At 47.6% G+C, this 17,936-nt stretch carries 1 protein-coding gene; it reads right to left on the bottom strand.

Annotated features, from left to right (window positions below):
• Positions 1 to 135 precede the first annotated feature (135 nt).
• Positions 136 to 17,936: tandem-95 repeat protein (locus AB4323_RS05250; protein ID WP_372151850.1), on the bottom strand; the 17,801-nt coding region annotated here is incomplete at its 5' end.

Genomic DNA, 17,936 nt, shown 5'->3' with positions numbered 1-17,936 from the left:
ACAAACAACAAAAAAATTAAAAAAAGCCATGTATCAATAACTCTCCATGGCTTTAATAAGGGCAACTTTACGCTGCCCTATCTGCTTGTTGGTTTAGACTAGATGTCGGTTTAGGCTAAAACTAAGCTCTCTCGATTAAATCGAGCTTTGGTCGAAGTCGTTGCCTTGATCCGTTCCAGTTTGAGAATCTGAATCGAAGCTTCCAGAGTCGTCCGTGAAGTCAACACCTTGATCTTGACCACCTGAACTTGTCCAGTCGCTGCCTCCAGATTCCATACCCGCCATGTCTGGTTGCTGCTCTTGAGTAGAACCTTGCATGGTGTATTGATCATCGACCTCAACCTCAACAGAACCGCTAGCACCGTCTATTGAACTACCCAATTCGTCGTAACCTTGGAATTGGATCTCGCTAGTACCTTCATAACCTTCTGGAAGTTCAACGGATACAGGCTGCGCTAGGTTGCCACTGATTGTGAAGCTACCATCACCGTTATCCAGTGCGTTGTTCACAGTAGCGCCCTCAGGTAAGCCAGACATATCAGCGTAATCAACCGATTCGTTACCACTCACCTCATCTGGAATCGAGATAGAGATAGTATCGCCCGGTGCCGCGGTTACATCTGCTGTGCTGCCTTCAGCTTCAGCATCTTGAGCTTGGTCATCAGCTTGTTGAGCCACATCTACTTGTTGCTCTTCTGTTGCTTGAGCAGCTTGTACTTGTGGTTCATCACTTTGTACTGAATCATCTTCAACTTGGATGCTTAAGCTGTGACTTGATACTTCACCGCCGTCGTTAACTTCAACATTCATCGCTAAATTGCCATCGAAGTCTTCGTTCGGCCAGTAAGTCCACTCACCTTCACCAGATTGAGCAAAGAAGCCAGCATCGTTCGCGTCTGCAACATCAACAACCTGTGCAGAATCACTCACGCCCAACTCATCCACCAGCTGTGCATCCGTGATAGTTAGTGAACCATCATCAGCTAAGGTATAACCTTCGCTCGCCGCTGTTTCATCGCCACTTTGGATATCCACATTGAAGAAGCTTTCGATGCGATTTTCGCCATCGGTCGCGATAAACCCAACTTGAACATCGCCGGTGTAGTCTTCAGCAGGAGTGAATTGATAGTTACCTTGGTTATCGCTCTCAATTACGCCCTGACCTTCCATCAAGCTTACTGACTCAATGCTCAAGCTATCGCCTTCTGCATCGCTCAGATTCGCTAACATGTCTTCATCAGTGAACGACAAGGTTGCATCCGCTGCGATTTCCGTCGTTGTGATGCTGTTAACTTCTGGTGCTGCATTCTCTTGCGAGTCGCCTTCTTTCACGACCACGCCAGTTTGCTCATCATGAAGCACGCCATCTTTATCAACCACGTAAGCTATATCTGCTTCGCCAGTGAAGCCTGGTGCTGGTGTGAAGGTCCAAGTGCCATCGCCATTATCGACAATCTCACCTTGGCTGCGGTCGGCAAGATGAACCAGTTTCACTTCATCATCACTGTCAGCATCCACATTCTCAGCCAAACCGATTAGGTCGTCCGCCGTTAGGATGATGGAATCACCCGCCACAGTTTCGAAATCACCTGAATCGATACCATCATCAAACGCTTCCGGCTCATCTCCGTAATCAACCGTTGTTGCGCTTACGGTTACGAAGAACTCACCATGGAAGTCTTCAGGCGGCGTCATTTGAATGTTTGAGATATCCCAGTCGAACAGGTCGATGTATTGACCCGGCTCGGTGATCATCACGGTATTCACACCATCTGTTACCTCGAATCCAACAGGGAAACCTGTCATCACCAAGTTACTTAGTGTTTCTGAATCATCGACTAGGCCAACGTTCAGTCCCAAGTGACCCGTTTCATCTTCGCCGAAGACTAATGGACCGTCATGGTCAGTTGAAATAACCGCGCCATCTGCGACAGGACGTACGTACACAGGAACATCGAGAACCGTTTCGAACTCACCGTCACTCACGACAACTTGTAGGTCAGAAACACCCGCAAAGTCGCCTGTTGGTGTGAATGTCCAAGTACCATCACCGTTGTCTGTAACTTCTCCGCCATCTTCACCGTCTGCGGTGATAATGCGAGAAACAACAAGGTCTGCGGTATCAATGTCACCGAACAAGTTCATCAAGTCGCCAGCATCGAAGGTGAACGCGCCATCTTCGTTGGTGGTCATCATTGCGTTGCCGACGTTGAATGGTGCGTCGTTAACCGGAATGACATCCACATTCAGCGAGCCATCAACCACTTCTTCACCGTCAGTCGCTTGATAACCGAGTTCTACTAAGCCATTGAAGTCTTGAGTAGTCACTAAGTGATACATACCGTCTGGTTGCTGAGTTAAGGTCGCGTTCGCTGGAGCTCGAACTGTGATGCTCTCAATGCTGATCTCGTCGCCATCAAGGTCTGTCACTTGATCCGCGATGTAAGCAGGGTCAATCACCATGACCACATCTTCTTCGCCTTGCATCTCAATGGTTGGCGCTTCAGGTGCATCATTCACTGGCGTAACATCGATGTTGCCGTCGACTGAAATTGTCTCTTGGCCATCGCTAACGTTAAACGTCATTGGCACATCGCCATTGAAGTTTTCGTTTGGTGTAAATGACCAAGTACCATCTTCGTTATCTAGCAACTCACCCAAGCTAGGGTCGATTTGTAGACCAGAAGCCGACAGCTCGTCTGCGGTGTTATCGATGTCGGTAGCTTGAGCTAACAACATGTCTTGTGTGATAAGAATGGTGCTGTCTTCGGCTGTGGTTAGTTTCACATCCTCAGATTCAGGTCCATCGTTCACAGCCAGAACTTCGATACCTGCCGTTGTTGTTGCCGTTGCACCGTCATCATCGGTCACGACCACATCTAGGCTGATATCGCCATTAAAGTTCTCGTTTGGCGTGAAGGTCACAGACCCATTATCGTTTTGAACCAAGGTGCCGTCAGAGCCTGAGTAAGTCACGCTTTCAAGTGACACTTCACCATCAACGTCAGAGCTATTAGCAATTAACTGCTCAGGGCTGATTGTGATGGTGCCATCTTCGTTCATTTGGTAAGACGTAGAACCCGCTACCGGCGCATCGTTAACATCCGTTATCGTCACACCAATATTGGCATCGACTGTCTCAGTGCCATCAGTCACTGTGAAGCCTAGGTTGACATCGCCATTGAAGTTCTCGTTCGGAGCAAAGCTATAAGTGCCGTCACCGTTATCAGTGAACACACCTTCTGCGCCCGTGTAAGACACGTCAACGATAGACAAGTCATCGCCGTCAATGTCTGCAGCACCTGCTAGTAGGTCTGCATCCGTGAAGATTAGCGTTCCATCTTCCTCAACAGTAAAGTTTTGGTCTTCTGCTGTTGGTAGGTCATTGACTGGGTTAACCGTTAGGTCGACTCCAGCTTGAACAGTTTCAAGGCCATCTGACACATCGAAGCTCAAATCAATGTCACCGTTGAAATCAGCATCCGGAGTGATAGTAAATGAACCATCTTCGTTCGCTGTTACGGTCGCATTGTCACCTGCAGATAGGTTGCTTGCGGTCAGTGCATCACCATCAACATCGGATGCGTTAGCCAGCAACTGCTCTTGAGATAGCGTAATTGAACCATCTTCATCAACCGAGTAAGCCAGGTTTCCGGCCACTGGTGCGTCGTTAACTGCAATGACTTCAATACCAGCAGTAGTCTGAGCCGCTGCACCGTCGTCATCAATAACTGTCACATCAAGGTTGATGTCGCCGTTAAAGTTTTCGTTTGGTGCGAACGTTACCGACCCATCTTCATTTTGAACCAAGATACCGTCTGCACCTGAGTAGCTCACGCTATCAAGCGACACTTCACCGTCCACATCGGAGCTATTAGCAATCAACTGCTCAGGGCTCAATGTGATGGTGCCATCTTCGTTCATTTGGTAAGACGTTGCGCCTGCCACTGGTGCATCGTTAACGTCTGTTACCGTTACGTCGATGTTAGCATCGACCGTCTCTGTACCGTCAGATACTGAGAAGTCTAGGCTTACGTCACCGTTGAAGTTCTCGTTCGGTGCAAAGGTGTAGGTTCCATCGCCATTGTCGGTAAACACACCCTCTGCGCCAGTGTAAGACACGTCGGCAACTGAAAGCTCATCACCATCAATATCAGAAGCACCTGCTAGCAGTTGCTCGTCCGTAAAGGTAAGCGAACCGTCTTCTTCAATGGTGTAAGCGACATCTTCTACAACTGCGATGTCATTCACTGGATTCACAGTAAGGTCAGCCGTTGCAACAACCGTTTCAGTACCATCAGAAAGGTCGAAGCTTAGGTCAATATCGCCATTAAAGTCAGCATCCGGGGTAATGGTAAATGAACCATCATCGTTTGCCGTAACGGTCGCGTTATCACCGGCGGTTAGGTTGGCAGCGGTAAGATCATCGCCGTCCACATCCGATGCTTGAGCAAGCAGCTGCTCTTGGCTTAGTGTGATTGAACCATCTTCATCCACTGAGTAAGCCAAGTCACCTGACACTGGCGCGTCGTTAACCGCGATAACTTCAATACCCGCAGTGGTTTCAGCCGTTGCACCCTCTTCATCAGCAACGGTGACATTTAGGCTGACATTGCCGTTGAAGTTTTCATTTGGTGCGAAGCTGTAAGTACCATCACCATTGTCAGTAAAGATACCGTCTGCGCCTGAGTAGGAAACGTCGCTAACGGATACATCACCTTCAATGTCTGAGCTGTTCGCAAGAAGCTGTGCTTCAGAGATGGTAATCACGTTATCTTCGTCAACGCTGTAGGTCGTTGAACCTGCAACTGGCAAGTCATTAACGGCAATGACGTCGATACCTGCGGTTGTTTCAGCGGTTGCGCCATCTTCATCCATAACAGAGACATCAAGACTGATGTCACCGTTAAAGTTTTCGTTTGGAGCAAAGGTGTAAGTACCATCACCATTATCAGTGAATACACCATCAGTGCCGCTGTAGCTTACATCGCTGACAAACACTTCCCCTTCAACATCCGAGCTATTCGCTAGAAGTTGTGCATCGCTTAGGGTGATACTGCCGTCTTCTTCAACACTGTAAGTCGTAGAACCCGCTACCGGTACGTCGTTGATTGGAACCACTTGAACATCAATATTCGCCGATACAACATCTGTACCATCACTCACATCGTAAGTTAGGTCGACATTACCATTGAAGTTCTCGTTTGGAGCAAAGGTATAAGTACCGTCGCCGTTATCCGTGAACACACCGTCTGTACCTTCGTAGTTAACCGACTCGACAGAAAGGTCATCGCCATCAATATCCGTTGCACCAGCCAATAGCTGTTCATCGGTAAAGGTCAGCGAACCATCTTCATTAATGGTGTAGTCGTGGTCGTAAATTACAGAAAGGTCGTTAACTGCTGTTACGGTCACGTCTAGTTCCGCTGGAGTAACCCCACCGTTGCCATCGTCTACGTTGTAGCTAATCGAGAATTCACCATTGAAGTTCTCTTCCGGTGTAATGGTGTAAGTACCATCACCATTGTCAGTGATAAGAGCGTTCTCAATGGAAACATCTCCAACACTTGGTTCGTTACCACCCGTTTCACCAGAATCATCACCTTCCTCGCCGGTTAGCAATTCAGAGATATCAATGCCGTTTTCATTCGCGAGCGCTTCTTCTGCCGTTGGTAAATCAAACGCATTCTCGCTGCCTACATCTTGGCTTGGAACAATAACGCCATTCACGATATCAAATACATGCCAATGGTCACCTGATGGGTTATCAGATAAATCTGGGCTGAAGGTTTCAACCAATGTATCGCCTACAAATACCTGAACCTGTACATCTTCAACACCATCGACATCCCAACTTCTGCTGGTGTAGTTGTGTACTGAATAGTGCATGTCAGCATCTTGATAATTTGGAATAGTGATGGTTTCAGGACCACCGCCATTCGTGTCATCTACATCTTGCTGAACGACATTACCTTCACCCAAATCATGGCTCATGTCGCGATAGTAAATATGGTCTAGCTCACTGCCATTCTCTGTATCGTAGAGCCATAGGTGGTTGTCCATATCACGTGGACTGTCGCCCCATGTGACCACGATACGCATATCTGTTTCTTCAAGTACTTCGGATATAGCGGTTACGCCACCGTTGGTATCTTCGCCTGCTGGAACTAGGAAGCTGCTAGTAATTGAGCCTTCTTGTTCAATCGTAACGGTACCTTGGTCAACAACTGGACCGCTCACAGAGTAGTTACCAGATTGATCGGTCACCGCTGTGTAAGAATGACCTGCGTTGTCGGTTAGCGTGACATCCGCACCTGCGATTGGATTGCCAGTTTCAGCATCCAACACAGTACCGGTAACGGTCGTTTCATCGCCCTGCTCTCCGATAATTGCGGTCATGTCATCGTCTTCGATGTCAGTCGCGAATTGTAGGAGCTCTTCTTGAGTAATGGTGTATGAACCGTCTTCTTCAATGGTTATCGCCACATCAGCAGAAACAATTGGCGCGTCGTTAACTGGGTCAACGGTTAAGCCTAAGTTAGCGGCAATTGGTGTGTCGCCATCGCTGATGCTGTAGGCAACATCGATGTAGCCATTGAAGTTTTCGCTTGGAGTGATTGAGAACGTGCCATCGCCATTGTCGACAATCGTTGCATCGTCACCCACTAAGGTTAAGTCGGAAGCGACAAGGTCGTCGCCCTCAATATCAGCGGCATTCGCAAGTAGCTGCTCCTGCGTGATAGTGATGACATTATCTTCATCAACGTTCGCATAAACATCAGATGTCGTTGGCAAGTCGTTGACTGGGTTTACCGTCAGATCGGCGTTCGCCACAATCGACTCGGTGCCGTCCGAAATATCAAAGCTTAGGTCGATATCGCCATTGAAGTTCGCATCTGGCGTTACCGTAAAGGTGCCATCGCCATTATCAACAACGGTTGCATTATCGCCTGCGCTTAAGTTGCTTGCGGTCAGATCATCGCCATCCACATCAGATGCTTGAGACAGCAACTGCTCTTGAGTCAGAGTAATCGAACCATCTTCATCAATGCTGTATGCCAAGTCACCCGATACTGGTGGATCATTAATTGGAAGAACATCAATACTTGCGCTGGTGGCTACTGTCGCACCGTCTTCATCTGTCACCACTACATCGAGGCTAACATCGCCATCGAAGTTTGCGTTCGGTGCAAAGCTGAATGTGCCGTTGCCGTTGTCAGTAAAGATACCGTCAGCGCCTGTGTAAGTAACACTATCAATCGCCACTTCACCTTCAATATCAGAAGAGTTCGCCAACAGTTGCTCTGCACTGATGGTGATAACTTCATCTTCGTTGACTGAGTAGCTGGTTGAGCCTGCGATTGGCGGATCGTTCACCTCAAGTACGGTGATTCCCGCGATAGTCGCTTCTGTTGCCCCTTCTTCATCGGTAACAACAACCGCTAAACTCACATCTCCATTGAAGTTCTCGTTTGGAGAGAAGGTGTAAGTGCCGTCACCGTTGTCTTCGAACACACCATCACTGCCAGTGTAAGTCACGCTATCAATCGCAACCTCACCTTCAATATCTGAAGAGTTGGCTAATAGCTGTTCGTTACTGATCGTGATTGAGTTGTCTTCATGCGCAGTGTAAGACGTGCTACCCGCCACTGGTGGATCGTTCTCAGGCGTCACGCTCACATCAATGTTGGCTTGAACCGTATCCGTGCCATCTGACACATCAAAGCTGAAGTTCACATCACCATTGAAGTTCTCGTTTGGCGCAAAGCTGTAGCTTCCGTCACCATTGTCGGTAAGCACACCATCAGCACCAGTGTATGTCACACCTTCGACTGTTAGGTCATCACCTTCAACATCCGTCGCACCCGTTAACAGGTCAGCGTCAGTGAAGTTAAGAACCCCATCTTCACCAATAGTGAATGCTTGGTCTTGTGGCTCTGGCGCATCATTGACAGGTGTTACCGTCAAGTCTAGGCCAGCAGCGACCATGTCCTCTCCATCGGTGACATCGTAACTAAATTCGATATTACCGTTGAAGTTTTCACTCGGTGTAATGGTGAAACTGCCATCGTCGTTCATTTGAACGGTCGCATTTTCATCATTGGTGGTTAGGTTGATTGCTGATAGGTCATCACCATCAATGTCGACAGCGTGCTCTAGCAACTGCTCTTGAGTTAGCGTGATGCTGTTATCTTCGGCTGTAACGGCACTAATATCACCGTCAACTTCTGGAGCATCGTTCGCAGGTGAGATGTGAATCGTCACGTCTTGCGTAGCTGTTGCGGTTGTACCGGTATCAACATCTGTTGATGTTGCATTCACAGTTAGAACCACATCACCATTGAAGTCACCTGAAGGGATAAACTCTAGCCCTTCTAGCTCGCCTGGTTGCAATGACCAAGTGCCATCACCGTTATCGGTACCTGCAGAAAGCGAGCTGCCTTCTGGCACGTCTTCAATCAAGATAGCAAGGTTTTCTGAGCCATCGGTATCTGTTAGAGCTGCATCAATATCAAGTGGTACAGGTGTGTCTTCAGTACCAATGATTTGGTAATCCGCGTCAGACACTGTGATTTCGATGTTGTCGATACCAAACGCCTCGTCATCGACGCTTTGATTCAGGGTTGAACCGAAGCCAAGTTCAAGTTGGCCGTCTTCTACTGGTACCGTTAGGTTGATTTGATGTGCTTGGTCATTCCAACCACTGAAGCCCTCACCTTGCGATACGCCGTGAACCACTTCGCCGACTTCATTTCCTTCTGAATCGTAAAGCGTTGTTGTGCCATCTTGAGTACGGAACGCAGAATTATCTAATGTCGTTAGCTCTTCGCCGCCGACAAAGATTTGGAACGACTCACCATCCCAAGAATCAATTTCGTAGAAGTTGAACGAGATATTAACTTCGCTCACATCACTTGGAATGTCGTAAGTTTTGCTGACGGCTTCATCACCGCCCGTTCCACCAATACGACCTAGCATGTCACCCGACTCGAAGCCTTGAGAGCTTTCTGTGCCTGTATTCCAACCGTTTGAGCCAGACTCGAAGTTGTCTGAAGCAATCACTAGGTCAGAAGCAATCGACAGCTCTGGCATATCAACCACAGATTGAACATCAATCGTCGCTTCTGCTGGTACTGTCGCGGTACCGTCATTCACGTCGAACGTCACATTCACATTGCCGTCGAAGTTTTCATTCGGTGCGAATGTGTAAGTGCCGTCGCCGTTATCAACCAAAGTACCGCTATCTGAAGCCACATTTTCAACCGATAGGTTATCACCATCAATGTCGCCCGCATTTTGCAGCAGTTGTTCTTCTGTGAAGGTAAAGCTGGTGTCTTCTTGAGTCACAAACTGTGGCTCACCGACAGTTGGCAGGTCATTAACTGGGTTAACCGTTAGGTCAGCCGTTGCTTGAAGCGTCGCATCGCCATCGGTAATGTCGAAGTTCAAATCAATGTCGCCATTGAAGTTAGCATCTGGCGTGATAGTGAAACTACCATCATCGTTTGCTGTAACTGTCGCATCACCACCAACGGTTAGGTTAGCCGCTGTTAAGTCATCGCCATCAACATCACTCGCTTGAGCAAGTAATTGCTCTTGGCTCAAGGTAATTGAGCCATCTTCGTCCACGCTGTACGCCAAGTCGCCCGATACCGGAGCATCGTTAACAGGCAGAACATCAATGCTTGCGTTGGTCGCTACGGTTGCGCCTTCTTCATCAGTAACGACAACATCAAGGCTTACGTCGCCATCGAAGTTAGCGTTAGGTGCGAAGCTGAATGTTCCGTCACCATTGTTGGTAAAGATACCGTCTGAACCTGTGTAGTTAACGCTATCAATCGCCACTTCACCTTCGATATCAGAAGCGTTTGCCAACAGTTGCTCTGAACTGATGGTGATAACTTCGTCCTCGTTGACTGAGTAGCTGGTTGAGCCTGCGATTGGTGGATCGTTCACCTCAAGTACAGTAATACCCGCGGTGGTCGCTTCAGTTGCGCCCTCTTCATCAGTTACGACAACATCAAGGCTAACTTCGCCGTTGAAGTTTTCGTTTGGTGAGAAGGTGTAAGTACCGTCACCGTTGTCTTCAAAGACACCGTCAGCGCCAGTGTAAGTCACGCTATCGACGGCCACATCACCTTCAATGTCCGAAGAGTTAGCAAGTAACTGTTCGTCGCTGATGGTAATTGAGTTGTCTTCATGAACGGTGTAAGACGTGCTACCTGCAACCGGTGGATCGTTCTCTGGTGTCACGCTGACATCAATGTTGGCTTGAACCGTATCCGTGCCATCTGACACATCAAAACTGAAGTTTAAATCACCATTGAAGTTCTCGTTTGGCGCAAAGCTGTAGCTTCCGTCGCCATTGTCAGTAAGAACACCGTCGGCACCTGTGTAAGTCACGCCTTCAACCGATAGGTCATCCCCATCGATATCGGTAGCACCTGTTAGCAAGTCTTCATCTGTGAAGTTCAAGATGCCGTCTTCGCCAATGCTGAACGTTTGATCTTGTGGTTGTGGAAGGTCATTGACTGGGTTAACGGTTAGGTCAGCCGTCGCAACGAGCGTGTCTGTACCGTCGCTAATGTCGAACGTTAGGTCAATGTCACCATTGAAGTTCGCATCTGGCGTAATGGTAAAGCTGCCGTCATCGTTAGCAACAACCGTCGCGTCTCCATCAACAATCAAGTTAGAAGCAGTAAGGTCGTCTCCGTCTACATCGCTTGCTTGAGAAAGAAGCTGCTCTTGGCTCAAGGTAATCGAACCGTCTTCCTCAACACTGTATGCAAGGTCGCCTGATACTGGTACATCGTTGATTGGTAATACATCAACCGTAATAAACGTATCAACTTGAGCGCCGTCTTCATCTTGAATGGTTACATCCAATTGAACTTGGCCGTTGAAGTTTTCATTCGGAGCGAAGCTACATGTACCGTCACCATTGATTGAGAAGATACCGTCTGGGCCATCGTAGTTGATCTCAACAAGCTCAACATCACCTTCAATATCAGAAGCGTTCAACAGAACTTGAGACTCATTGAAAGTCAGTACTGAATCTTCATCGATGGTGTATGACGTAGGGCCAGCAACTGGCGGATCGTTCACCTCAAGGACAGTAATACCCGCCGTTGTTGCTTCAGTCGCTCCATCTTCATCCGTCACGACAACATCTAGGCTAACTTCGCCATTAAAGTTCTCGTTTGGCGAGAAGGTGTATGTACCGTCACCGTTGATTTCCAGAACACCGTCGCTACCACTGTAAGTCACGTTATCAATTGCGACTTCGCCTTCGATATCCGAAGAGTTCGCTAGCAGTTGTTCGTTGCTGATTGTAATAGAGTTGTCTTCATGAACCGTGTAAGACGTACTACCCGCAACCGGAGGATCATTCTCTGGCGTCACGCTCACATCAATGTTAGCGGTTACCGTATCGGTTCCATCTGATACATTGAACGAGAAGTTCACATCGCCATTGAAGTTTTCATTCGGCGCGAAACTGTAGGTGCCATCGCCATTATCGGTTAGGACACCATCTGCGCCAGTGTAAGTTACACCTTCAACACTTAGGTCGTCCCCTTCAATGTCCGTTGCACCTGTTAATAGGTCTTGGTCATTGAACGTTAACACGCCATCTTCGCCGACTGTGAATGCGTGGTCTTGTGCTTCTGGACCGTCATTTACTGGTGAAACTGTTAACTCAAGGTTGGTAGAGACAACATCATCACCATCAGACACATCAAACGTAAAGCTAACATCGCCATTGAAATCAGCATCTGGCGTTAATGTGTACGTACCATCACCGTTATCGGTAATCGTAACGCTCTCATCATCGGTTGCTAAATTCAGAGCCGTCAACTGATCGCCATCTAAATCACGCGCATTAGCCAATAAGTCTTCTTGCGTAATGATGATTGAACCATCTTCTTCAACCGTTGCAGAAACCGGAAGTGCTTCAGGTGCGTGCTCAATGTGCGCGCCTGTCGCGTTAATGTAGATGGTTTGAGATACCGTTTCAGAATCATCATTCGATAACTCTGTCGCAGTTGCGGTTACATGAACTTCAAGCTGCTCATTGAAGTCTTCTGGTAACTGGATTTGTAACGCATTTTCGATAGCCGTTGTTGGTAAGTTCACCGTACCATCAGGGCCAACCGTTACTTCACCGCTGTAGATTTGGCTGTTCACTTCACCGACATCGATTGTGAAGTTGAAGTCAGAATAGTCAGCATCACCGCCGCCATACAAATCTTCAAATCCGTAAACCAGCTCGCCGTCTTCATTAACCGTAGTACGAGTATGTTCGATACCATCTTGGTTTAGCTGAGAGCTTGAACCACCATGGAAGATCGCGTCACCATTTTGGCCTTGAATCACTGTCTCGGTTCCATCAGCAGCCACAAAGACAAGTTGAGGATCAACCGTATCCATGTTCGCAGGCGAACCATCCTCAGCACGGAACTCGTACTGACCGTCTTGCATCGCATCAAAGTCGTTGTGCTGATGTCCGTTTGGAATTAAGAACAGGTTAAAGCTTTCGCCTTCCTCGACTTGGAAGCTGAATTGATCTTGCCCTGGAACAAGGTCGCCGCCACCACCAACTTGTGATGCGTTTTCGTAAACAACTTCAACACCTGTGATGTTGCCGTCTTCGTCTACTTTGTAGTAACCCGCAGCGTTTTGGTAGCCAGCCGTCTCACCTTCAAACGTTACTGTGATTTCAGTGTCGTTGTAACTAGTGATACCGTTCTCTTGGTCATTCAGAACGCCTTCGTTATCGTATTGAATAACCGAACCTTCTGGCACACCATCTACTGTAACAGTGAGTGTTTCAGACAAGTCTTGGTCGACAAGTGCCGCAGCAATGTTCAGTTCAACAATACCGCCTGGCTCAACCAAAATCGCCTGGTCGTCGACGTTAACACCATCACCATCCGTGATAACTAAGTCAGGCGCATCAGCAACTGCTTCAATGTGAACATTAATGTCTTGTTCAACTTCATCCGTACCGTCTGTCACAGTAAAGCTGAACTGCAGATCACCACTGAAGTGCTCTTCAGGAACGAAGCTGAACGTGCCATCGCCGTTGTCGGTTACTGTGCCTTCATCACCAGAGTAATTGATGCTGGTAACGCTTAGGTCGTCGCCATCAATATCAATTGCAGCACTCAATAGATCTTCTTGAGTGAACAGGATGCTGCCATCCTCTTCGATGTGGTACATTCCTGGAGCAACAATTGGAATGTCATTCACCGGATTAACGGTCAATGTCATATCATTAGACGTGCTCAGCTCACCGTCGCTCACCTCATAAGTGAATGCAATATCGCCATTGAAGTTCTCTGAAGGTGTCACTGTGTACGTGCCATCACCATTGTCTACAATGCTGGCATTTGGATCGTTAGTTTCAAGCGCGCTTGCAAACAACTCATCGCCATCTTGGTCGCTCGCGTTCTCCAACAACATTTCTTGTGTAACGAGGATTGAACCATCTTCGTCGACATCTGCCACCATTGGCGTCGCTTCTGGCGCATCGTTGACGAACTCAACTTTTAGGTCGATGTTTGCGGCAACCACATCAGTGCCATCGCTCACATCAAACGCTAAGTCAACGTTACCGAAGAAGCCCTGCTCTGGTGTTAATGTGTATGTTCCATCGCCATTGTCTGTGACTTCTACCGTGTCGCTTGCACTCGTCACATTCACAACTGACAGTTCGTCGCCTTCAATGTCTGTCGCTTGTGCTAATAGTTCAGCTTCGGTAATGGTAATCGCTTGACCGTCTTCCGTAGTGAAAGACATGTCAGGCACGTCTGGAGCATCGTTGATAGGGTTTACGGTTAGGTTGAGGTCAGCCGCAACAGTTTCGATCGCGTCAGTGACATCATAAGTAAACTCAATCTCACCAAAGAAATCTGCACTTGGTGTAATAGTGAAGCTACCGTCTGGGTTTTCTACAACAACCGCATTTGGATCGTTGGTCGCAAAGTTAACCGCTTCAAGGTTATCGCCATCTACATCGGTTGCATTCGCTAACAGATCCTCTTGAGTGATAGTGATTGAACCGTCTTCATCAACAGCGGCTTCAATTGGACCACTCACCTCTGGGCCTTCATTGACAATTTCAACGTCAACTCTTGCTGTGCTTGGTGCGCTTGCTTGGCCATCACTGATATCGAAAGTCAGATTCACTTCACCGTAGAAGTCCTCTGCAGGTTCGAAGGTAAAGGTATTATCACCGTTATCCGTTAACGTACCTTGCGCTTGGTCTGCAAGTAATAGGTTTTCGACATGAAGAATGTCGCCATCAACATCGGTAGCACCAGACAATAGGTCTTTCGCTTCGATGATCATGGAGCCGTTTTCAAGCATTTGGGTGTGCAATGGTTCACCCGGAACCGGCACATCATTGACTGGTACAACCGTTAGGTCTAGGTGCGTTGCAACTTCATCAGTTCCATCAAACACCTTGTAGTCGATGTCGATTTCACCATTGAAGTTTTCATTCGGCATGAAGGTAAACGTACCATCGCCGTTGTCGACCAAGTCACCGTTATCACCACCGTAAGTGATGTCAGAAATAGACAGCGTATCGCCTTCCACATCTGTGGTGTTCGCTAGCAAGTCATCTGCACTGAACGTGATACCTTCATCTTCATCTGTCGATAGAACAATCGGGCCAGAAACGATTGGCGCATCATTTACTGATTCGAAGTTGATGTTGATGATGTTGCTGTCTGTCAGCTCACCATCCGTAACTTGGTAACCGAGTTCGATTTCACCATGGAAGTTTTCATCCGGTGTTACCGTCCAAGTACCATCACCATTATCGGTGAGTGTTGCATGCTCTGAGTTTTCACCCACTAGCTCGAGATTTTCAATATCAAGGTCGTCGCCATCAATATCAGATGCTTGCGCCAGTAGTTGCTCTTCGGTAATCACAACCGAAGCAAACTGGGCAGAACCATCGGTATCGACAGTGATATTCGGAAGATCAGCCGTTAGTTCGATTTCGTTGTCACCCGCATGGATGTTCAACTCAACCGTTTCGGTGATTTCTGAACCGTCTACACCAATCGATGTAAACACCGCTTCATCATGAAAAGTTTGTGACACTGTCATGTTTTGAACGACGTAAGTACCATTACCTTGCACGGTACCAAGCTCAAAGTAAGACACTGGTTGATCAACCGTTAGCGTGTAATCTGTCTCGAAAGTACCACGGTCTTCTTTGTGGTAAGTCATCGAGTCAATTAGGTCGCCATCCTCATTGAACGCTTTGATTTCTACTTCTGTAAAGTGACGAGACTCTTCCATAAACCAGCCACCCAAACCATCTAGGTGGAAACTGATTTCATTGATGTCTTGACCTTCAACCGAAACTGTCAGTTTCTCATCACCACTTAAGCCTTGGCGGTCAGTATCACCGATACCATGACCAATGTGGGTGTTGCCATTCCAGGCACCAAGAGGGTCATCGTTACTTTGAACAGTTACCGTTAAGTCACCATCTGAGAACTCACGCGTATAAGGGTCAACTTCTGTACCCCAATCATCCACACTCGCGTTATCGTCAAACGTACCGATTTGTGTGGTGTGTGTACCTTCAGCAAGAGCATCTTCACTTGGAACAAAGCGGACTTCGGTATCTGCAGGAACTTCTTGTCCTACTTCCAGTACCACCCATTCGTCATTCACATTCGCTTCAATGATGCCGTTTTCTGGCGCTTGGTCTAAACGTAGTGCTGGTTCTTCACGAAGTGTCACACCAACGGTTTGGTCTTCTTGTGCTTGGATGAAGATTTCATCGCCCGCTTCCGGCGCATCGTTGACAGGGTTAACCGTCAAGTCGAGTGTCGTCAGAACTTCATTCTCACCATCACTGATGTTGTATGTGAAATCCAACTCGCCATTGAAGTTTTCTGTGTGCGTAATGGTGAATGAACCATCGTCATTAGTAACAATTGTCGCATCTGGATCGTTGGTTTGTAGGTTAGTTGCCGTTAACTCATCACCTTCAACATCAGTTGCGTTTGCAAGCAGCTGCTCTTGAGTAATAGTGATGGAATTATCTTCGTCTACCTCTGCCTGAATGCCCGAAGTTTCAGGTCCATCATTCACAGCAATAACATCGATGCCAGCAGTTGTGGTTGCGGTTGCACCGTCTTCGTCAACGACAACAACGTCTAGTGAAATATCACCATCGAAATTTTCATTTGGCGTAAAGGTGTAAGTGCCGTTACCGTTATCAACAAATGAGCCGTCATCACCGGAGTAAGTTACTCCAGACAATGATACACCGCCTTCTACATCGGAAGAGTTTGCCAATAGTTGCTCATCACTGATCGTGATTTGGCCATCTTCTTGAACTGTGTAAGATGTCGAGCCCGCTACCGGTGGATCATTCTCAGGCGTTACGCTGACATCAATAACAGCTGATGTTGAATCAGTACCGTCAGAGACATCGAATGAGAATTGAACATCACCATTGAAGTTCTCGTTTGGAGCAAAGCTATATGTGCCGTCGCCATTATCGCTAAGAACACCATCTGCACCTGTGTAGAGTACGTTTTCAATCGACAGTTCATCACCATCAATATCCGACGCACCTGCAAGCAGGTCAGCATCGGTGAAGAGTAACGTACCGTCTTCTTCAATCGTGAACTGTTGATCTTGCGCTTGTGGCAAGTCATTAACCGGATTCACGGTAATGTCTAGGCCAACTTGAACTGAACCACCATCGTTATCGATGATATCGAAGTTCAGGTCTAGGTCACCGTTGTAATCTGCGTTAGGTGTGATGGTGTAGCTGCCATCATCATTGTGTTGGATGGTCGCATTTTCATCAGTTGATAGATTGATAGCTTCTAAGTTGTCGCTATCGATATCACCTGCTCGTGCTAGCAATTGCTCTTGGCTTAGCGTGATGGAGCTATCTTCATTGATGGTGTAAGCCAAATCGCCCGATACTGGCGCATCATTGATTGGCAATACATCAACGTTAATGTGTGTTTCAACCGTTGCGCCATCTTCATCTTGAATGGTCACACCCAGTTGAACCTGACCATTGAAGTTTTCGTTGGGTGCAAAGCTGCATGTACCATCACCATTTACAGTGAAGATACCGTCCGAGCCATCGTAGTTAATGCCAACAAGCTCTACATCGCCTTCGACATCCGAAGCATTCACAAGAATCTGAGATTCACTGAACGTCAGTACCGAATCTTCATCAATGGTGTATGACGTTGGACCCGCAACCGGTGGATCATTCACTTCTAGTACGGTAATGCCCGCAGTGGTTTCATCAATCGAACCGTCTTCATCGGCAACAATAACGTCAAGGCTGATATCGCCACTGAAGTTTTCATTAGGAAGGAAGGTGTAACTGCCGTCACCATTATCTTGGAACACGCCATCTGTGCCGCTGTAAGTCACAGTATCAACCGACACCGCACCTTCAATATCCGAAGAGTTAGCTAGCAACTGTTCATCAGAAATTGTGATGGCATTGTCTTCATTGACCATGTATGAGGTTGAACCCGCAACTGGCGGATCGTTCTCAGGAGTCACACTCACATCAATGTTAGCGCTAACGGTTTCTGTGCCATCAGACACATCGAAACTGAAGTTCACATCGCCATTGAAGTTTTCATTTGGCGCAAAGGTATAAGTACCATCACCGTGGTCGGTCAGTACGCCATCACCACCTGTATAGCTAATACCTTCAACGGTTAAGTCGTCGCCATCAATATCGGTGGCACCGGTAAGTAAGTCGGCGTCTGTAAATTGAAGCGTACCGTCTTCTGCGATACTGAATTGTTGGTCTTGAGGAACCGGCAAGTCATTAACTGGGTTAACAGTAAGATCGGCGGTTGCTTGAACCGTGTCAGTACCGTCAGTGATGTTGAATTGAATATCAATGTCACCGTTGAAGTTTT

It is taken from the genome of Vibrio sp. 10N.261.52.C11 (assembly GCF_041471405.1).
In the GTDB taxonomy this organism is placed as follows: Bacteria; Pseudomonadota; Gammaproteobacteria; order Enterobacterales; family Vibrionaceae; genus Vibrio; species Vibrio crassostreae_C.
The sequence above is the reverse complement of the archived record's forward strand: the minus strand, read 5'-3'. Positions and strand labels throughout refer to the sequence as shown.